Genomic DNA, 26,924 nt, shown 5'->3' with positions numbered 1-26,924 from the left:
ACGCTCCGGCGCGCCCGTCATAGCAGCAATAAATATGATCCGGGCCATAGGATAGATGATCGTGACCCCTCCCATTGCCCCGGGCGATTCCCTGAGCCGACGCGAAAAGCTTGTCTACATTCTCCTCCTGGGCGCCTTGACGGCCTTGGGTCCCTTCACCATCGATCTCTACCTCCCCGCGTTCCCGGCCCTGGAATCAAGTTTCAACGTCTCGGAAGCGGCAATCCAGCTCACCCTGGCCGGAACAACCGTCGGCTTCGGTCTTGGCCAGTTGGTGGTGGGACCGTTCAGCGACAAGGTAGGCCGCAGGCTGCCGCTGATCCTGGCCACAGCCGTGCATATTGGCTCTTCCCTGGGCGCTGCGCTGGCGACCGACATCGGCATGCTTTCCGTTTTCCGTGTCCTCATGGGAATCGGGGCTGCCGGAGGTGGCGTGGTGGCCATGGCAATGGTCAGGGACCTTTTCCACGGCTACTCCATGGTGCGGATGTTCTCCCGCATGTCACTGGTCAACGGGCTCGCGCCCATCCTGGCTCCGGTGATCGGGTCACAACTGCTCCTTGTCTTTCCCTGGCCCGGGATTTTCTACTTCCTGGCGTGCTACGGCCTGCTGGTCATCATCGCCTCCATCTTCTTTATCCGGGAGACCTTGCCTGCCGAACAGCGCGGCAAGTCCACCGTGACGGTCGGACAGCGCTACAAGAAGGTACTTACGGACCGGATTTTCGTGGGCATGGTGCTGGTGGGCAGCCTCAACTTCGGCGGCCTGTTCGCCTATTTGTCCGCGTCCACCTTCCTCTTCCAGAAGGTCTACGGCTTCTCCCCCCAGGAATACGGCATCCTGTTCGGCATCAATTCATTGGGCATCGTGGCCGGTGTCCAGATCAGTTCCCGCTTGATCCGGCGCGTAGCCCCGCAGTGGATTGTGGCCGGAGCAACGCTGTTCATGTTGTGCATGTCCCTTGTGATCATCGTGCTTGATCTGTTCCACGTGGGGCTGTGGGGCACCTTGATTCCCCTGTGGTTCTACATCTGCGCCACCGGGTTCATGTTTCCGTGCGTCCAGGTGTTGTCCCTGGCCAACCACGGCGCACAAGCCGGCACGGCGGCCTCCCTCCTTGGCGCTTCACAGTTCATGATGGCGGGCATCGTTCCTCCGGTGGTGGGCTGGCTGGGGGTCACCTCCGCCGTCCCCATGGGAGCTGTGATGGCCGTCTGCATTACGGGTTCCATGACCGCACTTTGGTTGGTTGTGCGGCCACGGACCGTGCCCTCCATCCACTAGCTGCCATCCATCAACCGCACCGTAGGCTGTCACTATGACGAACAAACCGCACCGCAATGGCAGGGGCCTCTTTCTCGGTGCGATGCTGGGCGCGGTGGCCGGGGCACTCATCGGCCGCGCTGCAGGAAGCGCGGTTTTCGGCGCGTTGCTCGGGGCCGTGATCGGCGCCGCGGTTCTGTACCGGGTCAATCCTGGACCATGGAACCGTGACTAGGCAGGAATCGTCACCAGACAGGAATCGTGACCAGGCAGGAACCGTGACTAAGCGGCGTCACTTGCCGACCCTCCGGCGTCGAACGTTTCAAAGCCTCCCCTAAAGCCCTGCCGCAGGGCAGAATGGTGGCCAGCCGGTGTTACCGGTGCCTAACCGGTGAAGGGGACATCACATGAGCACGGCGGTCGGATTTCGTGGCACCCTACGGGGCCTGGCAACCGTGCGGAGTTTGCCGCTGACGCTTGCCTTGGTGGTGGTCCTCTGGGTTTTGGCACTGGCGACGGGAAGCGTCCTTAACGGTCCTCCCGAAGCACTTCTGGAGCAGGTGGGGCTTGGCTTGGCCGTGGAACCCGGGCCGTGGTGGTCGGTCTTCACGTCAACGTTCTTCGGTTCCTCGCTTCTCGACTACCTGGCGTGCACCGCAGCGATCCTGCTGGGGGTCGGTATTGCCGAAAGGGTCATGGGCCCGTGGCTGGCCCTGGCTGCCTTCATCGCCGGCTCCGCCCTCAGCGCACTGGTGCTGGTCGCGCTGGTGGCTTTCGGTACCGACAACAGCGACCAATGGCTGAGCTTCCTCGGCGGGGAGTACGCGGTGGGCGCTTACGGCGGAGCCGCGGCTGCCCTGGGATTTTCGACGGCGGCACTTGACTCGCTGTGGCGGCGCCGCCTCCGGACGTGGTTGCTCGCTGCGGCACTGATGTTCGCCCTCTTCGTTGGAGTGGCCCAAACCTTGCAGGCTCTCGCCGGCGCAGTGATCGGAATCGTTGCCGGCTGGGCCGCACACTCCGTGGTCCTTCACAAGAGCGGCGGATCGTTCAATGCCTCCAGCCTCCGTGAGACGCGTTTCCTGGTCGGCACGGTGGTTGGCGTCTTCGCCCTGGGGCCCCTGTTGACCCAACTGACGGGCACCTGGGAGGTGGGCCCGCTCTCGGTGGTCTCCGAGGTCATGCTCCAGGCAAGCCCCGACGTCGATGAGGTTCAGGAGGCCTGCAGGAACGAAGCGAACTGCGTGGCCCTGCAAAACATCGTTGGTGTCCGGAGCTTTGGTGCGGCCATCCTGACGGTGATCCCTGTCCTGCTCTTGCTGGTCTGCGCCGAAGGCCTGCGACGTGGTCGCCGCCTGGCTTATCGGCTGACACTGATCATCCAGGTGTATCTGGCTGCGGTGACCGTCCTGGCGATTGTCCAATACATCAGCGACCCGGATGTAACCATGGGCGACGACGATTTCGGCTACCTCCTCCTGTACGTGGTCCCCGCGCTCCTGGCACCAATCATCATCGTGGCACTGCTGCTGGCAAACCGGCACAGGTTCAGGGTGGAGTCCAGCGACGCCGGATACCGCGCCCTCGGCCGGGCCGCCTTGATCCTGGCCGTGACTTCAGTGGCCCTCTACGTGGCGTTCTGGTTCCTGGAGGGCAACCCGGGCCAGTCAACCCTGTGGGACCTCGCCGGACAGCTGACGCACATCCTGGTGCCCTTCCCTGTCCCGTTCGTTGTGGCGCTGCCCCAGGGGCTGCTGAGCACTGTGCTGTACGGCCTGGGAGGAGACGTCATCTGGCTTCTCATCCTGGTCCTGGTCCTCAACAACTTCCGCCGCTTCAGGATGATCGCCACCGACCCTGCTGCCGATCTCGGCCACACCCGCGAGCTGCTGCACCAGGGCGGTGGCACCTTGTCCTGGATGGCACTGTGGGACAACAACCAGTACTGGTTCACTCCGGACAGGAAGGCCGGCGTCGCCTACCAGGTCCACAACGGGGTGGCGTTGACCGTTGCCGGACCCTACGGCGATGCCGGCCACCATGACGAGGCAGCGCTTGGTTTTGTGGCGCACTGTTCCGCATTGGGATTGGTCCCGTGTTTCTATTCTGCCGACTCCGGGCTGGATGGCCCGCTGCTCCCCTACGGCTTCAGGAAACTGGAGGTCGCGGAGGAAACACTTCTCAACGTCCAGGCAATGACATTCAAGGGCAAAGAGTGGCAGAACGTCCGCACTGCGCTGAACCGCGCTGAGAAGCTGTCCATCAAGGACCTCTGGTACCACTACGGCAGCATGCCGCCGGGCATCAGGGCCCAACTGGCCGAGATTTCCGAGGAGTGGGTGGCTGACAAGGCCCTACCCGAGATGGGATTCACCTTAGGCGGCTTGAACGAACTCAAGGATCCCGAAGTTCTCTGCTGCGTGGCGGTGGACGACGACGGCCTGGTCCACGGGGTGACCAGCTGGCTTCCCGTTTTCAGCAACGGCGAGATCTCCGGTTGGACCCTCGACTTCATGAGGCGCCGCACAACAGGCTTCAAGGGCGTCATGGAATTCCTGATCGCCTCAGCCGTGACGCACTTCAAGGAGCAAGTTCCGCAGATCTCCCTCTCAGGCTCTCCATTGGCCAATGCGGGGACCGGAGGCGCGGAAGGTGACCGAAGCACCCTGGACCGCGTCCTGGCCCTGTTGGGAAATGCCCTGGAGCCGATGTACGGCTTCAAATCATTGGCTGCCTTCAAGTCAAGGTTCCAACCCGAGCACCGGACCTTGTACATGTACTACCAGGACCCCCTGGCCTTGCCATCGATCGGACTGGCGGTCGGCTCGGCCTACCTGCCCGGGCTCTCGCCCGCACAAAGCGCTGGTTTGTTGAGGCAGATGGTGGCCCGGGAGCCTGCCGCATGACCGGTCATCCGGCGGTGCGTCCATGAACGATGTCCTGAAACTCGAAATCAGCAGCCCCGTAGTCCTGACGATCGCCGGGATCATCGCCGTCGGGTTCTTCCTGGTGCTCTTCCTCCGGCCGTCTGCCCGCTGGGTCCTCACGGCGATGAGCGCCATTGTGGTGGCAGGGCTGGTGGGGTGGTTCACCGTGTGGATCGTGGAGGACGTGCTGGACGTCTTTCACGTGGGACTGACCCCGCGGGTATGGTTCTGGTCGATCAGCTGCTTCGCCGCTTTGGGATTGGTCGCGGTGAGTTTTCTCCACAGCGCGCGCTGGCGGAAAGTGGTGGCCATCATCTCGGTCCCCGTCTTCGCCACTGTCTCCGCCCTGCAAATCAACGCCGAGTTCGGACTGAACAACACCCTGGGTTCGGCCCTGGGGATCTCAACCGAGGACGTCATTGAACTGAACAAGCCGGACCCGGATGCGTCCATTCCGGCCGGACCCTTGTGGCAGCACTGGACTCCGCCCGCCAACATGCCCTCGAAAGGCAAGGTGGGGACCCAAGTCATCCCGGCCACGGTGTCGGGTTTCGACGCGCGCCCGGCCGGTATCTACCTTCCACCGGCTGCCCTGACTGCCAATCCACCGAGGCTTCCCCTGTTCGTCCTCATGATGGGCCAGCCGGGCCTCCCCGATCCGCAGTACGTCTCCGCCGCCCTCGACGAGTTCGCTGCAAAAAACAATGGACTGGCCCCCATTGCGATCGTCGCCGACCAGATCGGCCCGGACCAGGATGACACCCTGTGCCTGGACACCCCTAAGTACGGAAACGTCGAGAAGTACATCAACCAGGACGTGGTGAACTGGGCCAAGGACAACTTGAGCATCCTTCCGGACAGGGACCACTGGACCATCGCCGGTTATTCCAACGGCGGCCAATGCGCCATCTCCTTCGCCGTCAAGTACCCCGGAATGTGGGGCAACGTGGTGGACATCTCAGGCGAGGAGTTCCCCGGCGCAGAGGACCCCGCGGAGAACCTGGCCGGGATCTTTGGCGGTAACCAAGCCGCCTATGATGCCCAAAAGCCCATCAACATCATGAAGGGCAAACAGTTCCCCGACACCACTGCCGTGTTCACTGCCGGCTCGGACGACCCCACCTACGTGGCCGCCGCGAAAGCCGTGTCCGCGGCGGCGCAGGCGTCCGGAATGAAAGTGACCTACTACGAGGTACCCAACGGCGGACACGTGGGCCTGGCATTGAACGCCGGTCTGGAGAAGGGCTTCGAAGTGCTCTACCCGCGCCTGGGCCTGTCCCGCTAGAAGCTCTTTTCGCGGCCACCCACCGGCGATAAAGTTGAGATGTGCCACATTGGCAAGAGCTGAACCCGTTACCGGCACCATGGCAGCGCAAGGATGACCGCATCCTCCCGCTGTGGTGGGAGCGCCTGTGCTCGGTGACCAGTCCGCCGTCGGCCGCTTTGTACGCGGGTGGACTCTTCACGGACGACCGGCGACGGCCCATAGCCCAGTGGTACAACCCCGAAACGGATGCCGCACTGTTGGTCGCTCCGGAGACCTCGCCGGAGTGGCCGGTCCAAAGGTTCGGGATTTTCTATGCCCCTCCGGGCGGCGGTTTCACGAGAGTCTACTCGGCGCCGCATGAGTGGCATCCGCGTGAGCCCAGGACCCCTCCCACCGAGCAGGACTCGTTCATGGCGGCTGTGGCGGAAGCCGCGCGCTTCCTCCAGGTGGAGATGGATTTCGTTTAAAAGGCAGACCCCGCACCAGCCATTAGGCGGGTACGGGGCCCTTGTGCTCCTCCGACTGGACTTGAACCAGTAACCCTTCGATTAACAGTCGAATGCTCTGCCAATTGAGCTACGGAGGAATGAAGCGGTTATGACTTTAGCAAAGGTTTTACCGGATGTGAAATCGGTCGGCGGTACCCCCTGGGGGTATAAAAATACCCCCGCTCCGGCGAACCGGAACGGGGGTATTGTGCGCTCCTCCGACTGGACTTGAACCAGTAACCCTTCGATTAACAGTCGAATGCTCTGCCAATTGAGCTACGGAGGAATGAAGCGGTTACTAGCTTAACAGGGGGCTGCCGGAAAACGAAATCGAGGATCTCAGCCGTCCGAGCGCAGCGCCCGGCGTTCCATTTCGAGCTGCATCAACTCACGGTTCAGCCGCTGGAATTCCTCAGGCTGGGAGGCGGCGTCGAGCCGTTGGAGCTGCCCCATCTTGTCGGCCTTGATGCGGGTGATCTGAAGCTCGAAGAGTCGGGCCAGGATATCCCGGCAATACCGTTGCATAGCTTCCGGGGTGCTGGCGGGCAGTGGTGTCACAGCAAGTTCGGACACCAGATTGCGCAGGGGTTCGGGTACTTCCTGCCGGATCTGCTCCACCCACGACACCGGGTCTGCCGTATGACCGAGCCCCGTGGCGCGGATGGCCGCGTGGACGGCAGCATAGGCCGGCGTGGCGAACATCGTAGCCGCAAAGCGGTCCCACGCCACTCCACCGAGCACTGCGGGATCCTGAAGAACCACCTCGAGTGCTTGGCGTTCCATCCCCGCTACGGGGTCGCGGGGGTTGGGACGGTTGAACACCGGACCGCCCGACGGCGGTGCTGCCGCGGCTGCTGCTTGCTCGCCGCTGCCTGCAGGGTTGCTGCCGCTAGTCCCCCGTTTAGCAGCCGCGCCGACGTATCGGCTGACTTCCTCGATGGGCATGCCCAGCCAGCCGGCAAGGTTCCGCGTGTACTCGGGCCTTGTGGCTGAGTCCCTGATCTGCGCCACCACCGGAGAAGCCTCACGCAGCGCTGCTACGCGGCCTTCCACGGTGTCCAGGTTGTGCCGCCGCAGGGTGGCCCTGATGGCGAATTCGAAGAGCGGTTTCCGGGTGCCGATGAGCTCGCGCACAGCGGCATCACCCTTGAGCTGGCGAAGGTCGCAGGGATCGGCACCGGAAGGCTCCACAGCCACGTAGGTCTGGGCCGTGAACCGCTGGTCCTCCTCGAACGCCCTGAGAGCGGCCTTCTGGCCGGCAGCATCACCGTCGAAGGTGAAAATGACCTCTCCCCCGCTGCCGTCGTCGGAAAGCAGCCGCCTGGCCACCTTGATGTGTTCGGTACCGAAGGCTGTACCGCAGGTGGCTACCGCCGTCGTGATCCCTGCAAGGTGGCAGGCCATCACGTCCGTGTACCCCTCCACCACTACCAGCTGGCGCTCCTTGGCGATGTTCCGTTTGGCGAGGTCGATGCCGTAGAGGACCTGGGATTTCTTGTAGAGCGTGGTCTCCGGGGTGTTCAGGTATTTTGGGCCCTGGTCGTCTTCGTAGAGCTTGCGCGCACCAAAACCGATGGTGTCCCCCGCGATGTCCCGGATAGGCCAGATCAGCCGGCCGCGGAAGCGGTCGTAGATGCCGCGATTGCCTTCTGAAAACATTCCAGTGAGCTTCAACTCAGCATCCGTGAAGCCGCGTCCGCGCAGGTGCTTCAACAACGCGTCCCAGCCTTGTGGCGCGTATCCCACTCCGAAGTGTTCGGCGGCAGCACGGTCGAACCCGCGGCCATCCAGGAAGTTACGGCCTTCCGCAGCTCCGGGGGTCAGAAGCTGTGCGCGGAAGAACTCATCGGCGATCTTGTGGGCGTCCAGCAGGCGCTGGCGCTTGCCCACTTCCTCGCGGCTGGGACCCGTCCCGCCGTCTTCGTACCGCAGCTCGTAACCGATCCTGGCCGCGAGCTTTTCCACGGCTTCGTGGAAGGAACTGTGATCCATCTTCTGGACGAAGGAAATGGCGTCGCCATCCTCGCCGCAGCCGAAGCAGTGGTACCTGCCCACCTGCGGGCGGACGGTGAAGGAGGGGGAACGTTCGTCGTGGAAAGGGCACAGGCCTTTGAAACTGCCCAGTCCGGCACCTTTGAGTGTGACGTATCCGTCAACGACTTCCTTGATGTCCGTGCGCTGGCGTACTTCGTCGATATCTTCACGTTTGATCAGGCCAGCCACGTGTCCATCCTAGTCGCATCGACCAAACCGCCCGGCTCCCGGGCGCGCCTCACCAAAGCGACGGGAGGCTGCCCACCAGACGCTCGTACATGGCCAGGGCAGAGACATCCGTCAAGGACGCCACCTGGTCGATGACGACCCGCAGGCGGGCACCGTCGTCGACGGCGTCCCTCCAGTCGGCGGCGAACATCGGCTCCAGGTGGCGGTCGCCTGTGGCGTTCAAGACGCCCACGAGCGCGTGCAGCACTTCGCGTTGGCGTTCGTAAACAGGCTGCCGGTGGTCCGTGGAGATGACGAAGGTGGTGGCCAGTCCCTTGAGCACCGCGATCTCCGTCACGGTCTCCTCGGGGACCATGAGTTCGGCGTCATAGCGGGTGAGGTTGGCCGGTCCGAAATGCGCCCGCGTTGTTTCCATGGCACTCTGGCAGAACCTGCCGATCAACTGGCTGGTCATGTCCTTCAGCGCCGCCATCGACTTGCGGCTGCCGTCAGCTTCCCGGACCCAGACCTTGGTGGCCTCGAGCCGGGCAAGGGCAGCATCAATTTCGGCGGGGTCGTTGTGCGGGAGGTACCACTGCTTGGTGTAGCCCACCACCCGCGCCCGATGGTCAGGGTTCTCCATCCACTTCAGCTGGAAGTGGCCGGCAACGATCGCATCTTCCACGTCGTGCACCGAGTACGAGATGTCATCGGCCAGATCCATCACATGCGCCTCGATACAGGAGCGGTTGCCGGGCGCGCCCTCGCGCAGCCACTCAAACACGGGAAGGTCGTCTTCGTAGGCGCCGAACTTGCTGGTGCGGTGGCCATGGATCACGGGGGCGTCGACGGCGGACCACGGGTATTTGGAGGCGGCGTCCAGGCTCGCGCGGGTCAGGTTAAGCCCTGCCGGCCTGCCGTCCGCAGCGAGCACCTTGGGTTCGAGGCGGGTCAGCAACCGAAGCGTCTGGGCGTTGCCTTCGAAACCGCCGATCGTGTGAGCCACTTCGTTCAATGCGGATTCGCCGTTGTGGCCAAAGGGAGGGTGGCCAAGATCGTGGCTCAGGCAAGCGGTGTCCACGACATCGGGATCGCAACCCAGCGAACGGCCCAGTTCGCGGCCTACCTGCGCTACCTCGAGGCTGTGCGTGAGCCGGGTGCGGACAAAGTCATCGGTATCCGGGGCCACGACCTGTGTTTTGGCGCCCAGGCGTCGCAGCGCGGAGGAATGCAGGACCCTGGCGCGGTCCCGTTCAAAGTCGGAGCGGTAGTTGCTCTTGCGCGGCTCTTCAACCCACCGGGCAGAGTCTGCCTCGGCGTATCCGGGGATGGCCAGCACAAAATCGTGGCTTGCTGCATCGTGGCCAAGCATTGCTTCGGTTCCCATGGGTATCTGCCTCCTTCAAGCGCCGGGGTGTGGAGCTTCTTGAGCCAGTCTTACACGTGTGAGGCTAACCGCCCGAAACGTCCAGCTCCGCTGCGGAGATATCCGCGCTCTGTTCAGCATTCAGCTGACGGCTGTCCAGCCAGTCCTTGGGCAGCGCCGGCTTTTTCGGGGATCCGGCACGCCCCCGGGGGCCCTCGGAATCGACGCCCGGATAAGGAAGATCCATGTCCAGTTCGTCGAGCAATTCCCGCAGGACCTCCAGGGTGGGCACTGTGGCAAGTTTCGCCCGCAGCTCCCCGCCCACCACGTAGCCCTTGAAGTACCAGGCCATGTGCTTGCGGATCTCGCGGAGAGCCTTGTATTCGTCGTTCCCGAAGGTCTCCACCATCAGTTCCGCGTGACGGTAGACGCCCTCGGCAACCTCGCGCAGCCCGGGCCGGTGCCGCTGGTCGCTGCCTTCGAAAGCAGCCTGGAGATCGCCGAACAGCCAGGGACGGCCCTGGCACCCACGGCCCACGACAACACCGTCGACGCCGGTTTCGCGCACCATCCGGACAGCGTCTTCAGCGGACCAGATATCGCCGTTGCCGAGCACCGGGATGTCCGGGAGGGCCTCGCGGAGGCGGGCGATCGCGGACCAGTCGGCCTGGCCGGAATAGAACTGTGCAGCCGTCCGACCATGGAGTGCCACTGCGGCAACTCCGGAGTCACGGGCGATGCGTCCTGCCTCCAGGTAGGTCAGGTGGTCATCGTCGATGCCTTTGCGCATCTTGATGGTCAGCGGGATTCCGCCCTTGGAGGCTTCCTTGACCGCGGTCTGCACGATCGAGGTGAAGAGGTCGATCTTCCACGGCAGCGCGGACCCTCCCCCGCGGCGGGTGACCTTGGGGACGGGGCAGCCGAAGTTGAGGTCGATGTGGTCGGCGCGGTCCTCGTCCACGAGCATCCGCACCGCTGCGCCTACGGTTACGGGGTCCACGCCATAGAGCTGGACGGAGCGGACTTTCTCGTCCTCGTCATGGGAGATGATGCGCAGCGATTCCGGCGTCCGCTCCACCAAGGCACGCGAGGTCACCATCTCGGCCACGTACAAGCCGCCACCGTATTCACGGCAGAGCCTGCGGAAGGCGGAGTTGGTGATTCCGGCCATCGGCGCAAGGATTACCGGGGTGTCCACGGTAATCCCGCCGAGCTTCAGGGGCGGGAGCTCAAGCTTTGGTGCGGGAGGCGTTGCTACTACAGTCACCTATCCATTGTTGCAAAGCAGGGCAAATCGGGGGCGCAGGCCCTCACAGAAGCCACCCGTTCTCATGTGCCAGGCGCACGGCTTCCGCCCGCGTCCGGCCGCCGGTCTTGGCCATCGCCGCTGAGAGATAGTTCCGTACCGTGCCCTCTGAGAGCATCGCCGCTTTGGCAATGTCCGCCACCGTACCGCCGTCGGATGCAGCCTTCAGCACCTCGACCTCCCGCTCGGTCAGCGGACTGTCACCGGAGGTCAGAGACTCCGCGGCGAGCATCGGGTCCACCACGCGGAGCCCGCTGTGCACGCGACGCACGGCTTCGGCCAGCTGCCGCGCAGGCGTGTCTTTGACCACGAACCCGGAGGCTCCGGCCTGCATGGCCCTCCTGAGATAACCCGGCCTGCCGAACGTCGTGACCATCAGGACGCGGCATGTCGGTACCGCACGGCGGACTGCCGCGGCAGCGCTGATGCCATCCAGACCGGGCATCTCGACGTCGAGCATCGCCACGTCGGCGGCATGCTCCAGCACGGCCGACACAACGCCTGCGCCGTCCGCCAGCTCCGCCACCACCTCGATGTCCTCTTCAAGCCCCAGAAGGGCGGCAAGGGCACCGCGCACCAGCGCCTGGTCGTCCGCGATCACCAACCGGATGGTCATACGTCAACAGCCAATCTGAACCCTCCCAGGTCGCTCGCACCTATGTTTACTGTGCCACCGGCACTGGCCACTCTCTCCCGAAGCCCCGCCAGCCCGTTGCCGCCCGCTGCCGGACCCGGCCCCACGCCGTCGTCCTCCACCAGAACCGTCGACGCCGTCAACCGGACCCGGCAACGCCCGGCACCGGAATGCCGCACAACGTTCGTCACGCCCTCGCGCAGTACCCAGCCGAACAGCTCACGGTGCTTGGCGGGCACCTGCTCCACAGTCCCCGGAAGATCAGCGTCGATACCCGCCGATTCCAGCGCCGTCCGGGCCGCCGCGAGTTCTGCCAGGACATTGACCCCGCGGTAGCCGGCAACTGTGGCCCGGACATCTGCGAGCGCACCACGCGCCAGCTCCTGGACTTCCACGATTTCCGCTGAGGCTTTGTCCTTGGCCGGTCCGCCGGGTGCCTGCTCCAACAGCCGGGCAGCCAACTCGGCTTTGACCGCTATGACAGTGAGGGAATGCCCCAGGATGTCGTGCATGTCCCTGGCCACACGGCTGCGTTCGGCGGCGACGGCGGCATCCGCCAGTTCAGTCTGGGCGGTCCGGAGTTCAACGGTCTGGCGGATCAGGCGCGCAAACGAGGACATCATGAATCCCAGGGACAGGATGAGGGCCGGTTGGAAGAAAGCCTGTCCAGGGTTGCCGCCGGCGAGTTCCGACGCAAGTGAAATTCCCGAAAGCGCCACGATCACAGCGAAGTCGACGCGCGGCGGAAGTGTGGTCATTCCAATGGCGCACGCCAGGAAAGGCCACGTCCACAGCGCTTCCCTGCCCACCAGAAGGATCACCAGGCCGTTGAGTGCCAGCAGGATCGCGAGGCACAGCAGGCCGGTCCGACTGTCCCGTACCCGGCTGAACATCGGCAAAACGGCATAGGCGGCGAAGAAGGCCACCAACGACGCCGAGGCCAGTACCTTCCAGCCTGCCGGTTCGTCCACGGACCACACGAGGTTCCAGGTGGGCCACGCCCAGAGGACAATGGAAAAGCCGGCGCCGATGAACCATTTGCGGGGTCCGGGACCGCGGAAGGCATCCCCCAGGGACTGGCTGCTCATGGATCCCACCTTAGCCACGCCGGAGCAACTTAGACGCGGCTGGTGTCGCGGCGGAAGGCCATGGCGGCGCCGCCGACGAAGATGGCGAGCCAGACCAGGACGTTGAGAATCCACAAGACGTCGAACTCACCGGTGATGGGGCTGCGCGCCAGCTGACCGATCCCGTAGGCGGGCGTGAATTTGGCGATGGTCCCGAAGGTATCGCCCATGATTTCGATCGGCATGAAAAGGCCTCCCAGCATGGCAAGGATCGCCAGGGCCGGTCCAAGGATCTGCATGACGTTCTGGCTGGGCATGAGGTACCCCACGAAAAGTCCCAGGGCGGCGAACACCAGGGAACCCAACCAGGCCACCAGCCCGGCGGTCAGCCACGTCTGCGCGTCCATGGTCACTCCGGCGATGGCTCCGATCACGAACTGGGCGATCACAGCCACCAGCGAGAGGGTCAACGCCGCAGCTGCCTTGATGGCGATATACGCCCCGGGCAGCAGGGGCGTGAGGCGCAGTTGCCGGCTCCATCCCTGGGCACGTTCGACCGCCACCTGGCTGCCGGCTCCCGTGGCGGCCGTCATGGCTGCGTACACGGTCAGGCTGATCAGGATGTACTGGCCGTAGCTGTGGCCGTTGGGCAATTGCTGGTCTTTGTTGGACAGCCCGAAAATGAAGAAGAAGATCGCGGGCATGAGCACGGTGAAGACGATGGTCCGGCGGTTCCGGAGCATCCGCTTGATTTCGATCCACAGGAACGTCGTGTTGACACCGCCGGCGGAGGGCTTGCGGTCCTGCATTGCTGTCGACTGGCTCATGCCCGCTCCCCTTCCAAAGCAGTGGGGGCTGAGGTATACGTGGGGGCTGTTGGATCCGTGGGGGCTGTTGGATCCGTGGGGGTTGTGGCCGTCCCGGCTTCGTCCGCGGTGAGGGTCACAAAGGCCTCCTCAAGGTTGTTCGCAACCACTTCAAGATCGTGGGCTCCTGTTTTGGTGAGCAGGAACCGGACTACGGAATCCGAGTCGGAGGTGCGGACGGTGACGCGGCCGCCGTCGAACTCCACATGGTCTGCCGGCGGCAATCCTGCCAGCAGCGCGCGGTCACCGGCCGGCAGCGAAGCCCGTACTGTCCTCCCGGACGCCAGGTTCTTGATCTGCGCTGCCGTGCCGTCAGCAACCACCGTCCCTTGGCGGACCAGCACAATCCTGTCTGCGTAGGCGTCGGCCTCCTCGAGGTAGTGGGTGGCGAAGATGACGGTGCGACCCCTCGACGCGTCGTCGCGGATGGCGGACCAGAAGTCCCGGCGCCCCGCAACGTCCATGCCCGTGGTTGGCTCGTCCAGGATCAGCAGGCCGGGGTCCGAGACCAAAGCCATGGCGAAGCGAAGACGTTGCTGTTGGCCGCCGGAGCACTTTTCAACCCGGCGGTCGGCGATGTCCAGGATTCCCGCGCGGGTCAGGACTTCATCCACGGGCCGTGCCGAATCAAACATCGCGGCCGTGAGCTGCACGGTTTCCCGGACGCTGATGTCGCGCAGCAAACCCCCCGTCTGCATGACGGCGGCCACCTGTCCGCGGGAAACGGCCCCTCTGGGGCTGTGGCCGAAAATGGACACCTCGCCGGCATCCGGGGTGCTCAGGCCCAGGATCATGTCGATGGTGGTGGTCTTTCCCGCGCCGTTGGGGCCCAGGAAAGCCACGACCTCCCCCTGTTGAACCGTCAGGTCCAGGCCGCGCACCGCCTGCACTTTTCCGAAGCTCTTATGAAGTCCGGCGGCGCGAACCGCAGGAACACCCGGTGTTGTCATTGCTCTCCCTGGAATAGGTCTGGTGTACCCATTCAAGCCGGAGGAGCATCCATACACCCGTAGCGGGTGTCACCTGTTCGGGATGACAAATGTCATCGGGCTAGTCGCTGCCCCGGCGTTCGGCTTCGCGCTGCGCCCGGCGACTCCCGGGCCGCACCGGCCCGTCCCCGGCACCCGGGCGGGTACCGGCGTCGTTCCTTTCGTCCTTCTCGGAACCGGCCACGACGGCGGCAGCGGCCAGCGCGCCGGTGTCGTCAAGGTCGTCCGGACTGACGGCGGTCCCCGCGGCGGCAAGGCGCTTCATCCCGGTGGCCTTGACCACCAGGACGGCGATGAGGGTAGTGACCGGAATGGCAAGGACGAGGCCGATGGAGCCCACCAGGGTCCGGATGACTTCTTCCGACAGTTCGGCGCTGGTCAGGGCCTCGGCCAAGGGGCGGTCGTACAGCATCACAATAATCAGAATGGGAAGGGCGGCACCCGCATACGCAAAGGCGATGGTGTAGACCGTGGAAGCAATGTGGTCCCGGCCAATCCGCATCGCAGAGGAAAACAGCTTGCGGGCGCTGGTGTTCGGCGCCAGCTCATAGAGTTCCCAAACGGCCGAGGACTGGGTGATGGTGACGTCATTGAGGACACCGAGGCCGGAAATAATCAAACCGCACAGGATAATCCCGGAGATCGATATCTGCGGTGACATGTTCACCAACGTTGAAGCGTCGTGGTTTCCTACGCCCGCCAGGTTTGCTGCATCCGTGGCCCAGGCGGCCAGCAGGGCGGTGATTCCCAGGCCGAAGATGGTGCCCAGCAACGCTGTGGACGTTCTCGCCGAGAACCCGTGGGCAAAGTAGAGGACCCCGATCATGATCACCGTGGACCCCACGAGCGCCAGCAGGAGCGGTGGCTTGCCCTCCACCAGACCGGGCAGGATGAAGCTGACCAGGACGAAGTAGGCCCCCACCAGGCCCAGCAGGGCACGGAAGCCGCGCCAACGGGCAACAGCGATCACCACCACCGCGTACAGCACCGCCAGGGCGGCTATGGGGATGTTGCGGACAAAATCAACGAAGACGTACGCCGGGGCGCCGTTGCCCGCACTGCTTCCTTGGACGCCGGAAAGGTTCAGGTAGCGGATGGAGTCGCCGACATCCACCCCGTGGGACATCGCAACATCAGGGTTGATGACCACCTTGACCGCCTCGCCGCCCTTGTCCGGAACGGTGTAGGCGAAGGTGCACTGGGACCCGCCGGTTTGGTTGGACTGGCTGTTGCCGGGCTGGCTGCTGCCGGACTGGCTGCTGTTCGTTTGACCCGTCTGCGAGCAGCTCTCCACCACCACGCTCTGGATTTTGCCGGTATCGAAAGTGACCCCCGGGGCAGCCTGGTAGGGACTGGAAAAGTTGATTCCCTCCCGGCTGCCCGACGGCCACATAAGCAACATCGCCACGAGAGTGAGCACACCCAACGGCACCAGGACGGCCGCCAGCAGCCAGTTGGCCCGTTTACGGGAAGCGATCGCCTGCGGAGTTGGTTCCGAACCCTCGGAATGACCGTGGGAATGACTGTGGCCCATCAGCTGCAAAACCTCATGGGGTTAAGCCTACGTGGGACGGCAGTGCTCGCCGGACCTCCTTCTGGAGGATCCGGCGTCAGGATGATCCGGTGCTGCCTCGGGAACAGGTCAGGGAGCCCGCGGACCGTATCACCATCTGACGGCACAACTTGACGGCACAACTTGTCCGGGGACTTCTTAACTGGTTCTTAATTGTCCTGGCAGACGATGGGAAGAACGATACGTCCTGCCGAAGGGTCCCATCTTGCAAAAACCGCCATCCGGCCCTGTGCACCTACAGCGGCTGCCCGCTCACCGACACTGGCTGACCGTTGCGGTGGTGCTTGCGGTGGCCGTCATCACTGTTGGGCTGGCGGTCCAGTGGGTGCCAGGTTTCACGTCGGCTGAGTTGGCCGTGGACCAAGGCTTCAGCCGCAACCACATCCCCGTCCTGACTGGTTTGGCTTTGGCGTTGAACCTGCTGTTCGGACCTGTGGCCGGAGCGCTGATGGTGCTGGCCACTAGCCTGTACCTCGTCCTGATCCGAAGGTCGCCCCCGAAAGCTGTGCTCTTTGCCCTCACGGTGGGCTCAGGGTGGTTGACCTGCCAGTTGTTCAAGGTGGTCATCGGCAGGATCCGACCTGACCCGGACCTATTGCTGGATCCCCTTGTTCCGGAGCCAGTGTCCAACAGCTTTCCCAGCGGGCACACGTCTCTGGCTGTCGCCCTTGCCCTGGCGGCATATTTTCTCTCTCGAGGGAGCCGCGCGGAGAAACCGGTTCTCTGGATCGGAACAGGCCTGGCAGTGATCGTCGCATGGTCCCGCGTGTACATCGGAGCACACTATCCCCTGGATGTCGTGGCGTCGTTCCCGGCAACGCTTGCGGCCGTCGTGTTGATGGCTGGCCTATGGAACCGGTATGCCCCCTCGGTTTTTGCCCGGCTCCAGTCCACATCGTCGTCCCGGTCCCGCCGGAGTCCCCAGTGAAAGAAGCCCACATGGAAGCCCTCACGTTCGCCCCTGCACTGATCCACACCGAACTGCTGCCTATCCTGGATCCGGCAAGCCTCCTGCAGGGTCTGGGCCCTGCAACGCTGGCGGTCGTGGCTCTGATCATCTTTATCGAGTCCGGTGTCCTGTTTCCGTTCCTGCCGGGAGATTCGCTGCTCTTCACTGCCGGGCTCCTGCACCAGCAACTGAACCTGACATTGCCGGTATTAATCACCGTTGTGGCCGTGGCCGCCATTGCCGGTGACCAAGTGGGCTATCTGCTGGGCCGCCGGTTCGGCCGCCGATGGTTTTCGGACGACGCCCGGGTACTGAAGACTGCGCGCCTGACAAAGGCGGAGGAGTTCTTCCGTCGCCGAGGGGGCCCGGCCCTGCTCCTGGCGCGCTTTGTGCCCGTGGTACGGACCTTCGCGCCGCTGAGCGCGGGAATCGCGCGCTATGACTATAAATCCTTCGCTCTCTGGAATGTCACTGGGGCAATCCTCTGGGCGACCTCCGTGACCTTGCTTGGCTCCTGGCTGGGGCGGTTTGACTTCGTGTCGAAGAACATTGATCTCATAGCAATTGTCATGGTCCTCGTCTCCGTGTTGCCGTGGGGCATCGAGTTCCTCAAGCGCAAGCGGGCCCGTAAGCCGGAAAGTGACCAACAAGCGAGAATGGATTCGTGAGCACACCCACCAAGCCGTCCCTGCTTCTGGTCGAAGACGACACCGTCCTGGGACCGCTTATCGCCGAACTCCTCGAGCCGGACTACCAAATCCACGTCGCGGTAGACGGCCATGAGGGCCTGCATCTGGGACTTTCCCGGAGCTGGGATGTGATGGTAGTGGACCGGGGCCTGCCCGGCATGGACGGTGTCGCGCTGATTGGCGCGCTCCGGTCCAAAGGCATCGCCACCCCTGTCCTCATCCTTACCGCGCTCGGCGCAACAGATGAGAAGGTCAGGGGACTCGATGCGGGCGCCAATGACTACATGACCAAGCCCTTCGACGCGCTGGAACTGGGTGCGCGGCTGAGGGCGTTGACCCGCAATTACCAGCCAGAGCCCAAGACTTTCACTATTGGAGATTGGGAACTGGACCCTGCTGCCAGGTCCATCCGGTCCATCCATGGATTCCAAGCCTCCCTGACGGCGAAGGAGAGCGAACTGTTGGCTACGATGGCGGCGAAACCAGATCGCGTCTACACGCGCGAAGAGCTGCTCAATGCCACGTTAAGCCAGGGTGACCTGCCAGGGATGATCGATACCTACGTACACCACCTGCGACGAAAAATTTCGAAATCTGTTATTCGGACCGTGCACGGCTTGGGATATCAGATTGGTGATGCGAATGACTAAAGAACCCGCTTCTGGGGGTCAGGATCAAGCATTCCTGCGTCGGGCATCCCTGCGAATCGCTCTTCGCATCAGTGCCGCCTGCGCCATTGCGGTCCTGTGCCTCCTGGCGGCGGCTACGCTGTACCTGCTCAACCAGTCCGGCAGCCCGGAACCGGCTGAGCCGGGCGCGGTGTACGCCTATCTCGATACCAAGGATCTGATCAAAGCGATGACCATCGCCGGGGCGGTGGGAGTCCTGCTGGCCGGGGGTATTGGCTGGCTCAGCGCCCGCAGCGCGATCCGGCCGCTGGGCGAGGCACTGGCCATCCAACGGCGTTTCGTTCAGGACGCGAGTCACGAGATGCGCACGCCCCTGGCTATCCTGGACGCCAGAATTCAACTGGTGCAGCGCAGCACAACACCTGATACGGCGGACGGCCAAGCGCTGGCTAGAATCCGAAGCGACACGTCCGCCCTGACCGCGATCGTCAACGAACTCCTTGAATCCGCCAGCGGAGCGGCGCAGGAACCGTATGCTGTGGTGACTGACGTCGCTGGCGTTGCCCAGGACGTGGTGGACAGCGTCCGGCTGTTGGCTGCCAACCGGGACATTACCCTGAATTGTTCCAACCAGGGACAACCACGGGCGGTCATTGCGCCGCAAAGGCTTCACCGTGCAATCCTGGGTCTGGCGGAGAACGCCCTTGTCCATACTCCGGCAGGCGGCCAGATAGCGGTTGCCACCAACGTTGCCGGCGGCCAGGCCATCATTACCGTGACTGATACAGGCCCGGGCATCACCGGCATTGACCGGGACCGGATCTTCGACCGATTCGCCCGGACAACCCATCAAGGCGTGGGCCAGCAGCAGCGCAGTTTCGGCATCGGGCTGGCCCTTGTCCGCGACATCGCCGTCGCCGCCGGAGGCTCCGCTGACGTGGTTTCCACGGGCCCGCAAGGCACCTGTATGAGGATCATTCTCCCAATGTCCATGCCATAGGCTGGCCACGGGCATCCTCAACAGCTACCTGCTCCTCGGGCCTTCAAATATCGCCGGTAGCCCCATCACCGGCTCAATGGCGCTGGACGCAGCTGAACAGCGGCGCGGGAAGCGATGACCAAAACTGCGGTCAAAGCACCGGCCGCCATGATTCCGGCCAGCACCACGATCTGGAACCGTCCGGCCTCAAGCGGTGAAATGCCACCGAATATAGCCCCGACAAAAGCACCCGGCAGAGTCACAAGCCCCGTCGTCTTTGTTTGGTCTATGGACGGAATCAACGCCGAATACACAGTGTGGCGGGCCAGCTCCAGCATTGACTGACGAGGTGTCGGCCCAAGGCCAACCATCCTTCCACTTCCTCGAGCGTCACGGCAACACCGAGCCCCATGGATCCGCCCACGAGGCCAAGGTTCTTCCAACTCCAGCCCATCCGCCGGGTGGCCGTCATTGCAGCAACGGCAAACATGACCAGCAACGCTGCGGCAACAAACGATGGACTCGAGATGACACCGCTGAGGATGACACTGATGACCATCAACTGCACCGTCCCCCCTCGGGATCGCCAGAGCCGGCGCCCACCGGTAGGGCACCCGATAAACGGTCAGCACTACCGCGGTCAGGGCCACGAGGAGGACGACGCCCAGCAAGGTAGGCCCAAAGGCCTCGATCATCGTCATCCAGTTAGCTTATCGACGCCATGCCGAGCCATAGGTGCCGTTTACGTGCGGACTCCCGACTCAGGCCGGCGCGATGTTCTGGTTTACGCGGAAGAGGTTGTCGGGGTCGTATTTGGCTTTGACCGCTACCAGCCTTTCCCAGTTAGGTCCGTAATTGTCCGCGATTCGGTTCTGGTCCTCGGAGTCCATGAAATTGATGTATCCACCAGCTTCCGAGTGCGGGGCCAACGCAGCTGCATATGCTCGGGCCCATGCGATGTTTGCTTCGTTGTCCGCAGGGTCGGGCCACTGGGTGGCGATGACCGGAGCGAACTTCATGTCGCGGTGGGCAAAGGCAGTGTCCTGCACGCCTACGCGGGACACTGCTCCATCTATGGGATAGACGTGGACCGCAGTGTTGACGCTGGTCACTGTGGCCCCGAACTGTGCGTGGGCAGCGATCGCGCCGTCGTTGAGATCGCGCAGGAAGTTGGCTTTCCAATACCCCTGCATGCCTTTCTGGTTGAGCCCGTCAAATGCCACATTCAGGGCCGGATACGGCATGGGAGCCACCATGGAGCCCGCCACCGGGGCGGCGTCCAGGAAGGGCTGCCAGCGAGCCTCGCCTTCGGCTGGATCGCCCGTCCACATTCCCACGACGACGCAAACGGACTTTCCGTGCCATTCCTCGGGGAGGAAAGGAACGGGCGGTCCTTGGTGGAAGCCCAGGAAGGCGCCGAACTCTTCGGGCGCGGATGCTATGTAGTCGCGGTAGAACCGGGCAACAGCCGGGATGTTCTCGGCACCATAAATGATGATTCCCGCATGGACCATATCCACGGGATGGAGCTGGAACTCGAGGGAAGTCACCACGCCGAAGTTTCCTCCCCCGCCACGAATGGCCCAGAACAGGTCTTGATTTTGTTCGTCGCTGGCGATCAGGAAGTTGCCATCGGCGGTCACCACATCCGCAGAGACCAGGTTGTCGCAGGAGAGCCCGTACTTTCTTGCCAGGTAGCCAATTCCCCCGCCCAAGGTCAGACCCGCCACACCGGTGGATCCCACGATGCCGCCGGTGGTGGCGAGCCCGAAGGCATGGGTGGCGTGGTTGAAGTCGGCCCAGGTAGTACCTGCCTCGGCACGGGCCCTGGAATTTTGCGGGTCCACCCGCACCCCCGGGCGATTAACGAAGTCCAGAACCAATGCGTCGTCCCACGTGCCGAATCCGGGAGCGCTGTGCCCACCTCCCCTGATGGCCAGTGGCATGGAGTTTTCCCGGGCGAAGTTCACGCCGGCGATGACGTCGGAGACCTGGGCTACACGGATGACGCCGGCAGGACGCTTGTCCACCATGGCGTTGAAGACGGCGCGTGCCGCGTCGTAGTCAGGATCTTCGGGAGTCACGAGTTGTCCGCGCAACTGTTCTCGGAGCCCGTCGAGGGCGATTTTGTTCATAGTGCTTACCATCGATTCAGACGTGAGACCGGATGTTTCCACACGCTTCTCCCCCCGGATGTGATGGCGTGGGGGCTTACTTCGATAGGACTACTCCTGAGCGTTTGCCGCGTCAAGAACCTTCGGGAACCACCCCGGAAACGGCAAATCCTGCCTGACCCATGAAACATGGGCCAGACAGGATTGCCAGTAGTCCAACGGCGACCGCGACGCCGTCGATCGCTCAGTCGCTCAGTCGCTCACAATCAACGTATCCGCACCCCGGACATGGGCCTTACCGGATTCCAGCAGCGGCCCAAGGACTGTCCGCAGGGCCGTCATGGACTCATCGACTTCAAGCAACACTGGGTGCTGATAGGCAATGAGCGCCAGCAGATCCCGCACCGCAAACGCAGCGTCCTCGGCGGACAGACTGGGATCGTGCCCAAGGAAGACGTCCGACGGTTCGTCGGTGCCACCCTGGGCGTAGCTGATGGCAAAAGCCTGGATCTTTCCCTTGCGGCTCGCCGGAACACCATCGCCGAAGGCGCTGGCTTTGGGTGCCCGCAGCACAATGGCACCATGGGCGCCGGTGAGATCGTGCAGGAACAGTCGCTGGACAGTGGCGATGCTCAGCTCCCCCGGGCTGTCCCAATGATGGACGTGGGAGTAGTACTTACCAACAACGTCGCTGAGCTCAACCGAGCCGGTCGCAAGATCCTCCACCCGCTCCGATGCTGCTTCCTCGGAACCGTCCCCGAAACGCGGCAGCGTCAGGGGCTCAGGATCCACCACCACCAGCTGGGAGCGCTGGATCGGTGCCAGCCCGGCGGCAGCGGCGAACGCCGCACCTGCAGTGTCCGGTTCAACTTTGCTGCGGAGCTTGGAAACGCCCGACGGCGAGTTCCCGGCTTCACGGCGCAGCATCGTCAGGAGGGTGGCACCAACGCCGCTGCGGCGGTGGTCCTTGGCAACCTCGATGTAGGCCCACAGGCGTTCCGGGTGCAGGGAAGCCTCGTGGACCACGCCGGCGGCAACGGGAATCCGCACCCCGTCGACTACGTCCTCGGCCACGATGCACCGGCGCCACGGTTGGTTGCTCGATGGTGCAAGGGCAGCACGGAACTGTTCTGCGGGGAGGGTCTCAGGACCACCCCAGATTTCCAGAAGGGCGAGGTCGTCGCCTTCCTTCCATTCGCGGTATTCCAAGGCCATGGCTAAGCGCCGATCAAACGCGCGGCCAGGTAGCCCTCAACCTTGTCCAGGGAAACGCGTTCCTGGCTCATGGTGTCGCGCTCACGGATGGTCACGGCCTGGTCTTCGAGGGTGTCGAAGTCCACGGTGATGCAGAACGGCGTACCGATTTCGTCCTGGCGACGGTAGCGACGGCCGATGGCACCGGCGTCGTCGAAGTCGATGTTCCAGTTCTTGCGCAGCTGGGCGCCCAGCGCCTTGGCCTTCGGGGACAGGTCCTCGTTGCGGCTCAGCGGCAGGACGGCAGCCTTGACCGGTGCCAGGCGCGGATCCAGCTTCAGTACCGTGCGGATGTCGACGCCGCCCTTGGCGTTGGGTGCCTCGTCCTCGGTGTAGGCGTCGATCAGGAACGCCATGAAGGAGCGGGTCAAGCCGGCGGCGGGCTCGATGACGTACGGCGTGTAGCGCTCGTTGGTGGCCTGGTTGAAGTAGCTCAGGTCCGTGCCGGAGGCCTTGGCGTGGGTGGAGAGGTCGAAGTCAGTGCGGTTGGCGATGCCCTCGAGCTCGCCCCACTCGGAACCCTGGAAGCCGAAGCGGTACTCGATGTCCGTGGTGCCCTTCGAGTAGTGGCTGAGCTTCTCCAAGGGGTGCTCAAAGAAGCGCAGGTTCTCTTCGCGGATACCCAGGCCCGTGTACCAGGACATGCGTTCCTTCATCCAGTACTGGTGCCACTCTTCATCCGTGCCGGGCTCGACGAAGAACTCCATCTCCATCTGCTCGAACTCGCGGGTGCGGAAAATGAAGTTGCCCGGCGTGATTTCGTTGCGGAAGGACTTGCCGATCTGGCCGATGCCGAACGGCGGCTTCTTGCGCGAGGTGGTGAGCACGTTGTTGAAGTTCACAAAGATTCCCTGTGCCGTTTCCGGGCGCAGGTAGTGCATGCCTTCGTCACTGGCCACGGGGCCAAGGAAGGTCTTCAGGAGGCCGGAGAATTCCTGGGGTTCGGTCCACTGACCACGCGTACCGCAGTTGGCGCAGACGATGTCCGCCAAGCCGTTCTCTGCCGGGCGGCCCTTCTTTTCCTCATACTCTTCTTCGAGGTGGTCCGCGCGGTAGCGCTTGTGGCAGGAGAGGCACTCAACCAGGGGATCGGAGAAGACCTCCACGTGGCCGGACGCTTCCCATACCTGGCGGGGCAGGATAACGGAAGAATCCAGGCCCACTACGTCCTCGCGGCCGCGGACCATGCTCTGCCACCACTGGCGCTTGATGTTTTCCTTCAGCTCTGCGCCGAGGGGGCCGTAATCCCAGGCAGAACGGGAGCCACCATAGATTTCACCGGCCTGGAAGACAAAGCCCCTCCGCTTGGAGAGGGAAATGACCTGGTCAAGGACGGATTTTGCTGCCATGGGTGACTCCATTTGTTCTACAGGGCCGCTGGGTGCGGTCCGCGGTGGTTTGACCCCGGATTCCGGACGAGGTTGTCCGGCGGGGTTTGGGGGAAAATTTACTGACTCCTACCCTACCGGCCTTTCGCCGCACCTCTCCGTGCGAAAGCTCCCTTGGGCCAGGGCAAGGTGGCGACGATGATCGCGGCGAGGGTGAGGACCGTACCCAGCACCGTGGGCAAGGCGACCACCGCGCCGGGGCTGGGGATCACGACGTCGAGCACCAGAGACCCGACCAACTGCCCGGCAATCATGCCCAAGCCGGTGATCAGCACGCCCAGGCTGCGGACCAGCAGGGCCGCCAGCCCGATAAAGACGCAACCCATGGGGCCACCGAGGTAGTACCACCACTCAGCCGGAAGCGGATTGCCCGGTCCCGCGACGGCGAGCTTGATGAGCCACGCTGTCCAGAGAACCGCTGAACCTGCCACGAAGTTGACCAGGGTCGCCGCCACGGGCGTGCCGTAATGAACCGTGGCGGTGCCGTTCATGGCTTGCTGGAAGCTCATCAGGAAGCCTGCAGCCAAGGGAAGAAGGACGGGCAGCACCAGCGAGGCGAGGTCGGCGTCTCCGCCGAAGCGCGGCGAGACAGCCCAGGCGACGGCGGCGACGGTCAGGACGCTGCCGAGGACCCGCACCCCTGTGATGGCGCGGCGCCCTCCCGGCCCGATGCCCATGCGGTCAACGAGCAAACCGCTCAGCGTCTGCCCTGTCACGGCTGCCACGGTGAACAGCGCGACTCCGAGCAGTGCCACCGTGAAAGACTGCGCGAAGACGAACAATGCACCGATCGCACCGGCCATGACGTAGAAGCGGGGAAAGCTGCGGTTCCGCACGGCGGGGATGATGCGTTGGAGACCGGCTCTTCCTTTGGGCGTGGCCAAGGATATCGCGCTGATCAGCAGCAGGCCTGTGGTGAAGCTCACCACAGCTGCGGCGATGCCGTCGTCGAGTTTGGCGCCGAGCGCCCCGTTGATCCTTCCCTGCAGCGGAATGACCAGGCCTGTTGCTACTGCAATGGGCAGGCCAACGGCCAACGGAAGGGCTGAACGGGGAGAAGGCTGCGGCACCGTCTCAACACTACTTCAGGCATCATTGCTGTATGAGCAACCCCGAAATTGAAGAGATCCCCATCCGCGACGACATGATCCGCCTTGGCCAACTGCTCAAGCTCGCCAGCTTGGTGGAGGACGGCGTGGAGGCCACGGAGCTCATCAAGAACGGCCTGGTGAAGGTCAACGGCGAGATCGATGAACGGCGCGGCCGCCAACTCCACGCCGGTGACACCGTGACCGTCAATGGTCAGACAGTGCGGATCACCACCGCCTGAAACAACGCCCCTTAGGGGGCGAGGACCTTGTGGGTGAGGAACTCCCCTACGTGCCCGATTTCCTGCTGGTTGATGCCGTGCCACATACCCGTGTAGAGGACCTTGGTAAGGTCCACGTGCTTGCGGACCCAGCCCATGGTGTATTCGATCTTGTCCGGCGTAATGACAGGATCCTGCTGGTCACGGCCCCAGAACATCGGCACCGATCCGTCCAGCTCGTCGTCCTTGAACGCGGCGTCGCCACCGGCGTCGATCACGAAGCCTGAAAGCCCGACGACGGCCGCGAAGTCCGCGGGACGGTACCGGAGCATGGTGGTCGCCATGGCCATGCCCATGGAGAAGCCAAGAAGCGTAACCGAGGAATGGTTGGCCTTTACCGTGTCCAGCCAATCCAGGGCGTATTCGGCGGCAAGCTTCACGGCGTCCAGGGAGTAGTCGATGGACGCAGTGAGCGGGAACCACGTAAAACCCGGGCCCATGGGCATCGGTGCACGCAGCGATGCCACGACGAACCCCTCGGGGAGCAACCCGGCCAGGCTGAAGAGATCGTCCTCGTTGGATCCGTAGCCGTGCAGCAGGACCAGGAGGGGCTTGCCGGCGCGTTCGGCTTCGTCGTGGGACCAGAGGACAACAGGTGCTGGAAAAGCGGGGGCTTCAGTCATGCCTCCATTCTTGCAGTTACCCGTAAGTAACAACCTACGGTGGCGTAGGTCGGCCCTCTGGGGGCAGGATATGAGCGTGAGTGAGAACAATCATTTAGTGAAACCGGGCGAACCCGCCCAAAAGCACCCGTGGAGCCGTTACGTGGCGTTGGGTGATTCGTTCACGGAAGGCATCGGCGATCCCGAACCTGCCAATCCCGGCGGTTACCGTGGCTGGGCGGACCGTGTCGCCGAAGAGCTGGGACGCGGACACGAGGACTTCGCCTACGCCAACCTCGCCATCCGGGGCCGGTTGCTGCAGCAGATCGTCGACGAGCAAGTCGGCCCCTGCCTGGAACTGCAACCGGACCTCGTCTCCATTTCCGCCGGAGGAAACGACCTCATCCGCCCCGGCGGTGATCCCGACCTTCTGGCCGAGAAACTCGACGCCGCCGTCGGCGAACTGGGCTCGGGTGGCGCCACGGTAATCCTCTTCAACGGTCCGGATACTGCGTCCTCGGTCCTTGGCCGCATCCGGGGCAAAGTTGCCATCTACAACGAGAACCTGCGAACGGTCGCAGCCCGGCACGATGCCATCATTGCCGACATGTGGTCCTTGCGGCAGCTCGCTGATACCCAGATGTGGGATGCCGACCGCCTGCATTTCTCCCCCCTGGGCCACCACACCATCGCCATGATGGTCCTGGAGGCATTGAACGTCCAGCACACCCTGGAGCCGCTGGTACCCAAGGCTCTTCCTCCCCGGACGTGGCGGGAAGCCCGCTCATCGGACCTGGTCTGGGCACGGGAGTACTTCGTGCCTTGGGTTATCCGGAGGCTCCGTCACCAATCGTCCGGCGACGGCATCACGCCAAAGCGTCCGACGCCGGGACCTGTCTTTGGTGCCGCCGGTACCGTGATGCCGCGCAGCTAGCCGGAAGCGATGGGCCGGTGAACCAGCATGGCGAGTGATGACTCTCCCCGTACAGTGGGGGTCCGGCA

The 26,924-nt window shown here is 63.7% G+C and carries 26 protein-coding genes and 2 tRNA genes; 11 read left to right on the top strand and 17 right to left on the bottom strand.

Annotation, left to right across the window (positions count from 1 at the left end; translation table 11 throughout):
• The first annotated feature begins 55 nt into the window (after positions 1-55).
• From PYR64_RS05450 to PYR64_RS05430, 5 genes are all read left to right on the top strand, one after another.
• Positions 56-1,285, top strand: coding sequence for a multidrug effflux MFS transporter (locus PYR64_RS05450; protein ID WP_275778793.1), 1,230 nt, complete (start codon positions 56-58; stop codon positions 1,283-1,285).
• 34 nt (positions 1,286-1,319) lie between these two features.
• Positions 1,320-1,499: a glycine zipper domain-containing protein gene (locus PYR64_RS05445; RefSeq protein ID WP_018777475.1), complete on the top strand. Its 180-nt coding sequence runs from the start codon at positions 1,320-1,322 to the stop codon at positions 1,497-1,499.
• 172 nt (positions 1,500-1,671) lie between these two features.
• Positions 1,672-4,170 (top strand): DUF2156 domain-containing protein, encoded by a 2,499-nt coding sequence (locus tag PYR64_RS05440; protein ID WP_018777474.1) that lies wholly within the window; start codon positions 1,672-1,674, stop codon positions 4,168-4,170.
• Between the two features lie 22 nt (positions 4,171-4,192).
• Positions 4,193-5,476 carry an alpha/beta hydrolase-fold protein gene (locus PYR64_RS05435; protein WP_275778790.1) on the top strand — a complete coding sequence of 428 codons (1,284 nt, stop codon included), beginning with the start codon at positions 4,193-4,195 and terminating at the stop codon, positions 5,474-5,476.
• A 41-nt stretch (positions 5,477-5,517) separates the two neighbouring features.
• Entirely contained in the window at positions 5,518-5,925 is a 408-nt protein-coding gene (locus tag PYR64_RS05430; RefSeq protein WP_039240465.1) for a hypothetical protein, read from the top strand.
• A 46-nt stretch (positions 5,926-5,971) separates the two neighbouring features.
• Here PYR64_RS05430 and PYR64_RS05425 read toward each other — a convergent pair.
• The 10 genes from PYR64_RS05425 to PYR64_RS05380 form a co-directional block, all read right to left on the bottom strand.
• Positions 5,972-6,044: transfer RNA gene (locus PYR64_RS05425), tRNA-Asn, on the bottom strand.
• A 115-nt stretch (positions 6,045-6,159) separates the two neighbouring features.
• Positions 6,160-6,232 (bottom strand) — tRNA-Asn (locus tag PYR64_RS05420).
• A 53-nt stretch (positions 6,233-6,285) separates the two neighbouring features.
• On the bottom strand, positions 6,286-8,169 hold the full coding sequence (dnaG, locus tag PYR64_RS05415; protein WP_055975097.1) for a DNA primase: 1,884 nt from the start codon (positions 8,167-8,169) through the stop codon (positions 6,286-6,288).
• A gap of 49 nt (positions 8,170-8,218) precedes the next feature.
• Positions 8,219-9,535, bottom strand: a complete 1,317-nt coding sequence (locus tag PYR64_RS05410; RefSeq protein ID WP_275778786.1) for a deoxyguanosinetriphosphate triphosphohydrolase — start codon at positions 9,533-9,535, stop codon at positions 8,219-8,221.
• Between the two features lie 64 nt (positions 9,536-9,599).
• A complete protein-coding gene (dusB, locus tag PYR64_RS05405) occupies positions 9,600-10,781 on the bottom strand; it encodes a tRNA dihydrouridine synthase DusB (protein ID WP_018777469.1) in 1,182 nt (393 codons plus the stop codon).
• Positions 10,782-10,824: 43 nt separating this feature from the next.
• Positions 10,825-11,436 (bottom strand): response regulator transcription factor, encoded by a 612-nt coding sequence (locus PYR64_RS05400; protein ID WP_055975094.1) that lies wholly within the window; start codon positions 11,434-11,436, stop codon positions 10,825-10,827.
• Positions 11,433-12,542 (bottom strand): histidine kinase, encoded by a 1,110-nt coding sequence (locus PYR64_RS05395; protein WP_110504553.1) that lies wholly within the window; start codon positions 12,540-12,542, stop codon positions 11,433-11,435. Before PYR64_RS05395 ends, PYR64_RS05400 begins: the two co-directional genes overlap by 4 nt.
• A gap of 29 nt (positions 12,543-12,571) precedes the next feature.
• On the bottom strand, positions 12,572-13,348 hold the full coding sequence (locus PYR64_RS05390) for an ABC transporter permease (RefSeq protein ID WP_035733434.1): 777 nt from the start codon (positions 13,346-13,348) through the stop codon (positions 12,572-12,574).
• Complete coding sequence (locus PYR64_RS05385) at positions 13,345-14,337, bottom strand: ABC transporter ATP-binding protein (RefSeq protein ID WP_189075825.1); 993 nt, start codon at positions 14,335-14,337, stop codon at positions 13,345-13,347. Before PYR64_RS05385 ends, PYR64_RS05390 begins: the two co-directional genes overlap by 4 nt.
• Before the next feature lie 100 nt (positions 14,338-14,437).
• Positions 14,438-15,910, bottom strand: coding sequence for a YibE/F family protein (locus PYR64_RS05380; RefSeq protein WP_189075826.1), 1,473 nt, complete (start codon positions 15,908-15,910; stop codon positions 14,438-14,440).
• Positions 15,911-16,238: 328 nt separating this feature from the next.
• Between PYR64_RS05380 and PYR64_RS05375 the strand changes: the two genes are divergently transcribed.
• Genes PYR64_RS05375 through PYR64_RS05360 form a run of 4 tightly spaced genes read left to right on the top strand, consistent with a single transcriptional unit; the run spans position 16,239 to position 19,216 of the window.
• Positions 16,239-16,877 (top strand): phosphatase PAP2 family protein, encoded by a 639-nt coding sequence (locus PYR64_RS05375; RefSeq protein ID WP_229778603.1) that lies wholly within the window; start codon positions 16,239-16,241, stop codon positions 16,875-16,877.
• A gap of 11 nt (positions 16,878-16,888) precedes the next feature.
• Entirely contained in the window at positions 16,889-17,566 is a 678-nt protein-coding gene (locus tag PYR64_RS05370; RefSeq protein WP_039240456.1) for a VTT domain-containing protein, read from the top strand.
• Positions 17,563-18,237 (top strand): response regulator transcription factor, encoded by a 675-nt coding sequence (locus PYR64_RS05365; RefSeq protein WP_039240455.1) that lies wholly within the window; start codon positions 17,563-17,565, stop codon positions 18,235-18,237. Before PYR64_RS05370 ends, PYR64_RS05365 begins: the two co-directional genes overlap by 4 nt.
• Positions 18,230-19,216: a HAMP domain-containing sensor histidine kinase gene (locus PYR64_RS05360; RefSeq protein WP_039240454.1), complete on the top strand. Its 987-nt coding sequence runs from the start codon at positions 18,230-18,232 to the stop codon at positions 19,214-19,216. The genes PYR64_RS05365 and PYR64_RS05360 overlap by 8 nt, the downstream gene beginning before the upstream one ends.
• A gap of 65 nt (positions 19,217-19,281) precedes the next feature.
• Here the strand turns inward: PYR64_RS05360 and PYR64_RS21735 are convergent, their stop codons facing one another.
• The 6 genes from PYR64_RS21735 to PYR64_RS05335 all read right to left on the bottom strand — a co-directional run bounded on the left by PYR64_RS21735 (position 19,282) and on the right by PYR64_RS05335 (position 25,021).
• A complete protein-coding gene (locus PYR64_RS21735) occupies positions 19,282-19,533 on the bottom strand; it encodes an ABC transporter permease (RefSeq protein ID WP_307730320.1) in 252 nt (83 codons plus the stop codon).
• A complete protein-coding gene (locus tag PYR64_RS21730) occupies positions 19,494-19,754 on the bottom strand; it encodes a hypothetical protein (RefSeq protein WP_345799343.1) in 261 nt (86 codons plus the stop codon). The genes PYR64_RS21735 and PYR64_RS21730 overlap by 40 nt, the downstream gene beginning before the upstream one ends.
• 202 nt (positions 19,755-19,956) lie before the next feature.
• Positions 19,957-21,330, bottom strand: coding sequence for an FAD-binding oxidoreductase (locus tag PYR64_RS05350; protein WP_189075827.1), 1,374 nt, complete (start codon positions 21,328-21,330; stop codon positions 19,957-19,959).
• Positions 21,331-21,561: 231 nt separating this feature from the next.
• On the bottom strand, positions 21,562-22,524 hold the full coding sequence (locus PYR64_RS05345) for a GNAT family N-acetyltransferase (RefSeq protein ID WP_189075828.1): 963 nt from the start codon (positions 22,522-22,524) through the stop codon (positions 21,562-21,564).
• Positions 22,525-22,526: 2 nt separating this feature from the next.
• Positions 22,527-23,912 carry a glycine--tRNA ligase gene (locus PYR64_RS05340; RefSeq protein WP_110504545.1) on the bottom strand — a complete coding sequence of 462 codons (1,386 nt, stop codon included), beginning with the start codon at positions 23,910-23,912 and terminating at the stop codon, positions 22,527-22,529.
• Positions 23,913-24,025: 113 nt separating this feature from the next.
• Positions 24,026-25,021 carry a DMT family transporter gene (locus PYR64_RS05335; protein ID WP_018777455.1) on the bottom strand — a complete coding sequence of 332 codons (996 nt, stop codon included), beginning with the start codon at positions 25,019-25,021 and terminating at the stop codon, positions 24,026-24,028.
• A 32-nt stretch (positions 25,022-25,053) separates the two neighbouring features.
• Between PYR64_RS05335 and PYR64_RS05330 the strand changes: the two genes are divergently transcribed.
• A complete protein-coding gene (locus tag PYR64_RS05330; RefSeq protein WP_018777454.1) occupies positions 25,054-25,281 on the top strand; it encodes an RNA-binding S4 domain-containing protein in 228 nt (75 codons plus the stop codon).
• A gap of 11 nt (positions 25,282-25,292) precedes the next feature.
• On the opposite strand, the gene PYR64_RS05325 is transcribed toward PYR64_RS05330, so the two are convergent.
• Positions 25,293-25,943, bottom strand: coding sequence for a phospholipase (locus PYR64_RS05325; protein WP_275778779.1), 651 nt, complete (start codon positions 25,941-25,943; stop codon positions 25,293-25,295).
• Positions 25,944-26,013: 70 nt separating this feature from the next.
• Here PYR64_RS05325 and PYR64_RS05320 point away from each other — a divergent pair, with 70 nt between their 5' ends.
• Entirely contained in the window at positions 26,014-26,856 is an 843-nt protein-coding gene (locus PYR64_RS05320; protein WP_051088483.1) for an SGNH/GDSL hydrolase family protein, read from the top strand.
• Positions 26,857-26,924: the final 68 nt, after the last annotated feature.

The sequence above is a fragment of the Paenarthrobacter sp. Y-19 genome (assembly GCF_029223985.1).
Taxonomy (GTDB): Bacteria; Actinomycetota; Actinomycetes; order Actinomycetales; family Micrococcaceae; genus Arthrobacter; species Arthrobacter nicotinovorans.
This window is presented reverse-complemented; position numbering and strand designations above follow the sequence as displayed.

Excerpts from the sequence above, each read along its gene's own strand:
- PYR64_RS05450 (WP_275778793.1), top strand. The coding sequence starts at position 56 with ATGATCGTGACCCCTCCCATTGCCCCGGGCGATTCCCTGAGCCGACGC.
- PYR64_RS05445 (WP_018777475.1), top strand. The coding sequence starts at position 1,320 with ATGACGAACAAACCGCACCGCAATGGCAGGGGCCTCTTTCTCGGTGCG.
- PYR64_RS05440 (WP_018777474.1), top strand. The coding sequence starts at position 1,672 with ATGAGCACGGCGGTCGGATTTCGTGGCACCCTACGGGGCCTGGCAACC.
- PYR64_RS05435 (WP_275778790.1), top strand. The coding sequence starts at position 4,193 with ATGAACGATGTCCTGAAACTCGAAATCAGCAGCCCCGTAGTCCTGACG.
- PYR64_RS05410 (WP_275778786.1), bottom strand. The coding sequence starts at position 9,535 with ATGGGAACCGAAGCAATGCTTGGCCACGATGCAGCAAGCCACGATTTT.
- PYR64_RS05400 (WP_055975094.1), bottom strand. The coding sequence starts at position 11,436 with ATGACCATCCGGTTGGTGATCGCGGACGACCAGGCGCTGGTGCGCGGT.
- PYR64_RS05395 (WP_110504553.1), bottom strand. The coding sequence starts at position 12,542 with ATGAGCAGCCAGTCCCTGGGGGATGCCTTCCGCGGTCCCGGACCCCGC.
- PYR64_RS05390 (WP_035733434.1), bottom strand. The coding sequence starts at position 13,348 with ATGAGCCAGTCGACAGCAATGCAGGACCGCAAGCCCTCCGCCGGCGGT.
- PYR64_RS05385 (WP_189075825.1), bottom strand. The coding sequence starts at position 14,337 with ATGACAACACCGGGTGTTCCTGCGGTTCGCGCCGCCGGACTTCATAAG.
- PYR64_RS05380 (WP_189075826.1), bottom strand. The coding sequence starts at position 15,910 with ATGGGCCACAGTCATTCCCACGGTCATTCCGAGGGTTCGGAACCAACT.
- PYR64_RS05370 (WP_039240456.1), top strand. The coding sequence starts at position 16,889 with ATGGAAGCCCTCACGTTCGCCCCTGCACTGATCCACACCGAACTGCTG.
- PYR64_RS05360 (WP_039240454.1), top strand. The coding sequence starts at position 18,230 with ATGACTAAAGAACCCGCTTCTGGGGGTCAGGATCAAGCATTCCTGCGT.
- PYR64_RS21735 (WP_307730320.1), bottom strand. The coding sequence starts at position 19,533 with ATGCTGGAGCTGGCCCGCCACACTGTGTATTCGGCGTTGATTCCGTCC.
- PYR64_RS21730 (WP_345799343.1), bottom strand. The coding sequence starts at position 19,754 with ATGGTCATCAGTGTCATCCTCAGCGGTGTCATCTCGAGTCCATCGTTT.
- PYR64_RS05350 (WP_189075827.1), bottom strand. The coding sequence starts at position 21,330 with ATGAACAAAATCGCCCTCGACGGGCTCCGAGAACAGTTGCGCGGACAA.
- PYR64_RS05345 (WP_189075828.1), bottom strand. The coding sequence starts at position 22,524 with ATGGCCTTGGAATACCGCGAATGGAAGGAAGGCGACGACCTCGCCCTT.
- PYR64_RS05340 (WP_110504545.1), bottom strand. The coding sequence starts at position 23,912 with ATGGCAGCAAAATCCGTCCTTGACCAGGTCATTTCCCTCTCCAAGCGG.
- PYR64_RS05330 (WP_018777454.1), top strand. The coding sequence starts at position 25,054 with ATGAGCAACCCCGAAATTGAAGAGATCCCCATCCGCGACGACATGATC.
- PYR64_RS05325 (WP_275778779.1), bottom strand. The coding sequence starts at position 25,943 with ATGACTGAAGCCCCCGCTTTTCCAGCACCTGTTGTCCTCTGGTCCCAC.
- PYR64_RS05320 (WP_051088483.1), top strand. The coding sequence starts at position 26,014 with ATGAGCGTGAGTGAGAACAATCATTTAGTGAAACCGGGCGAACCCGCC.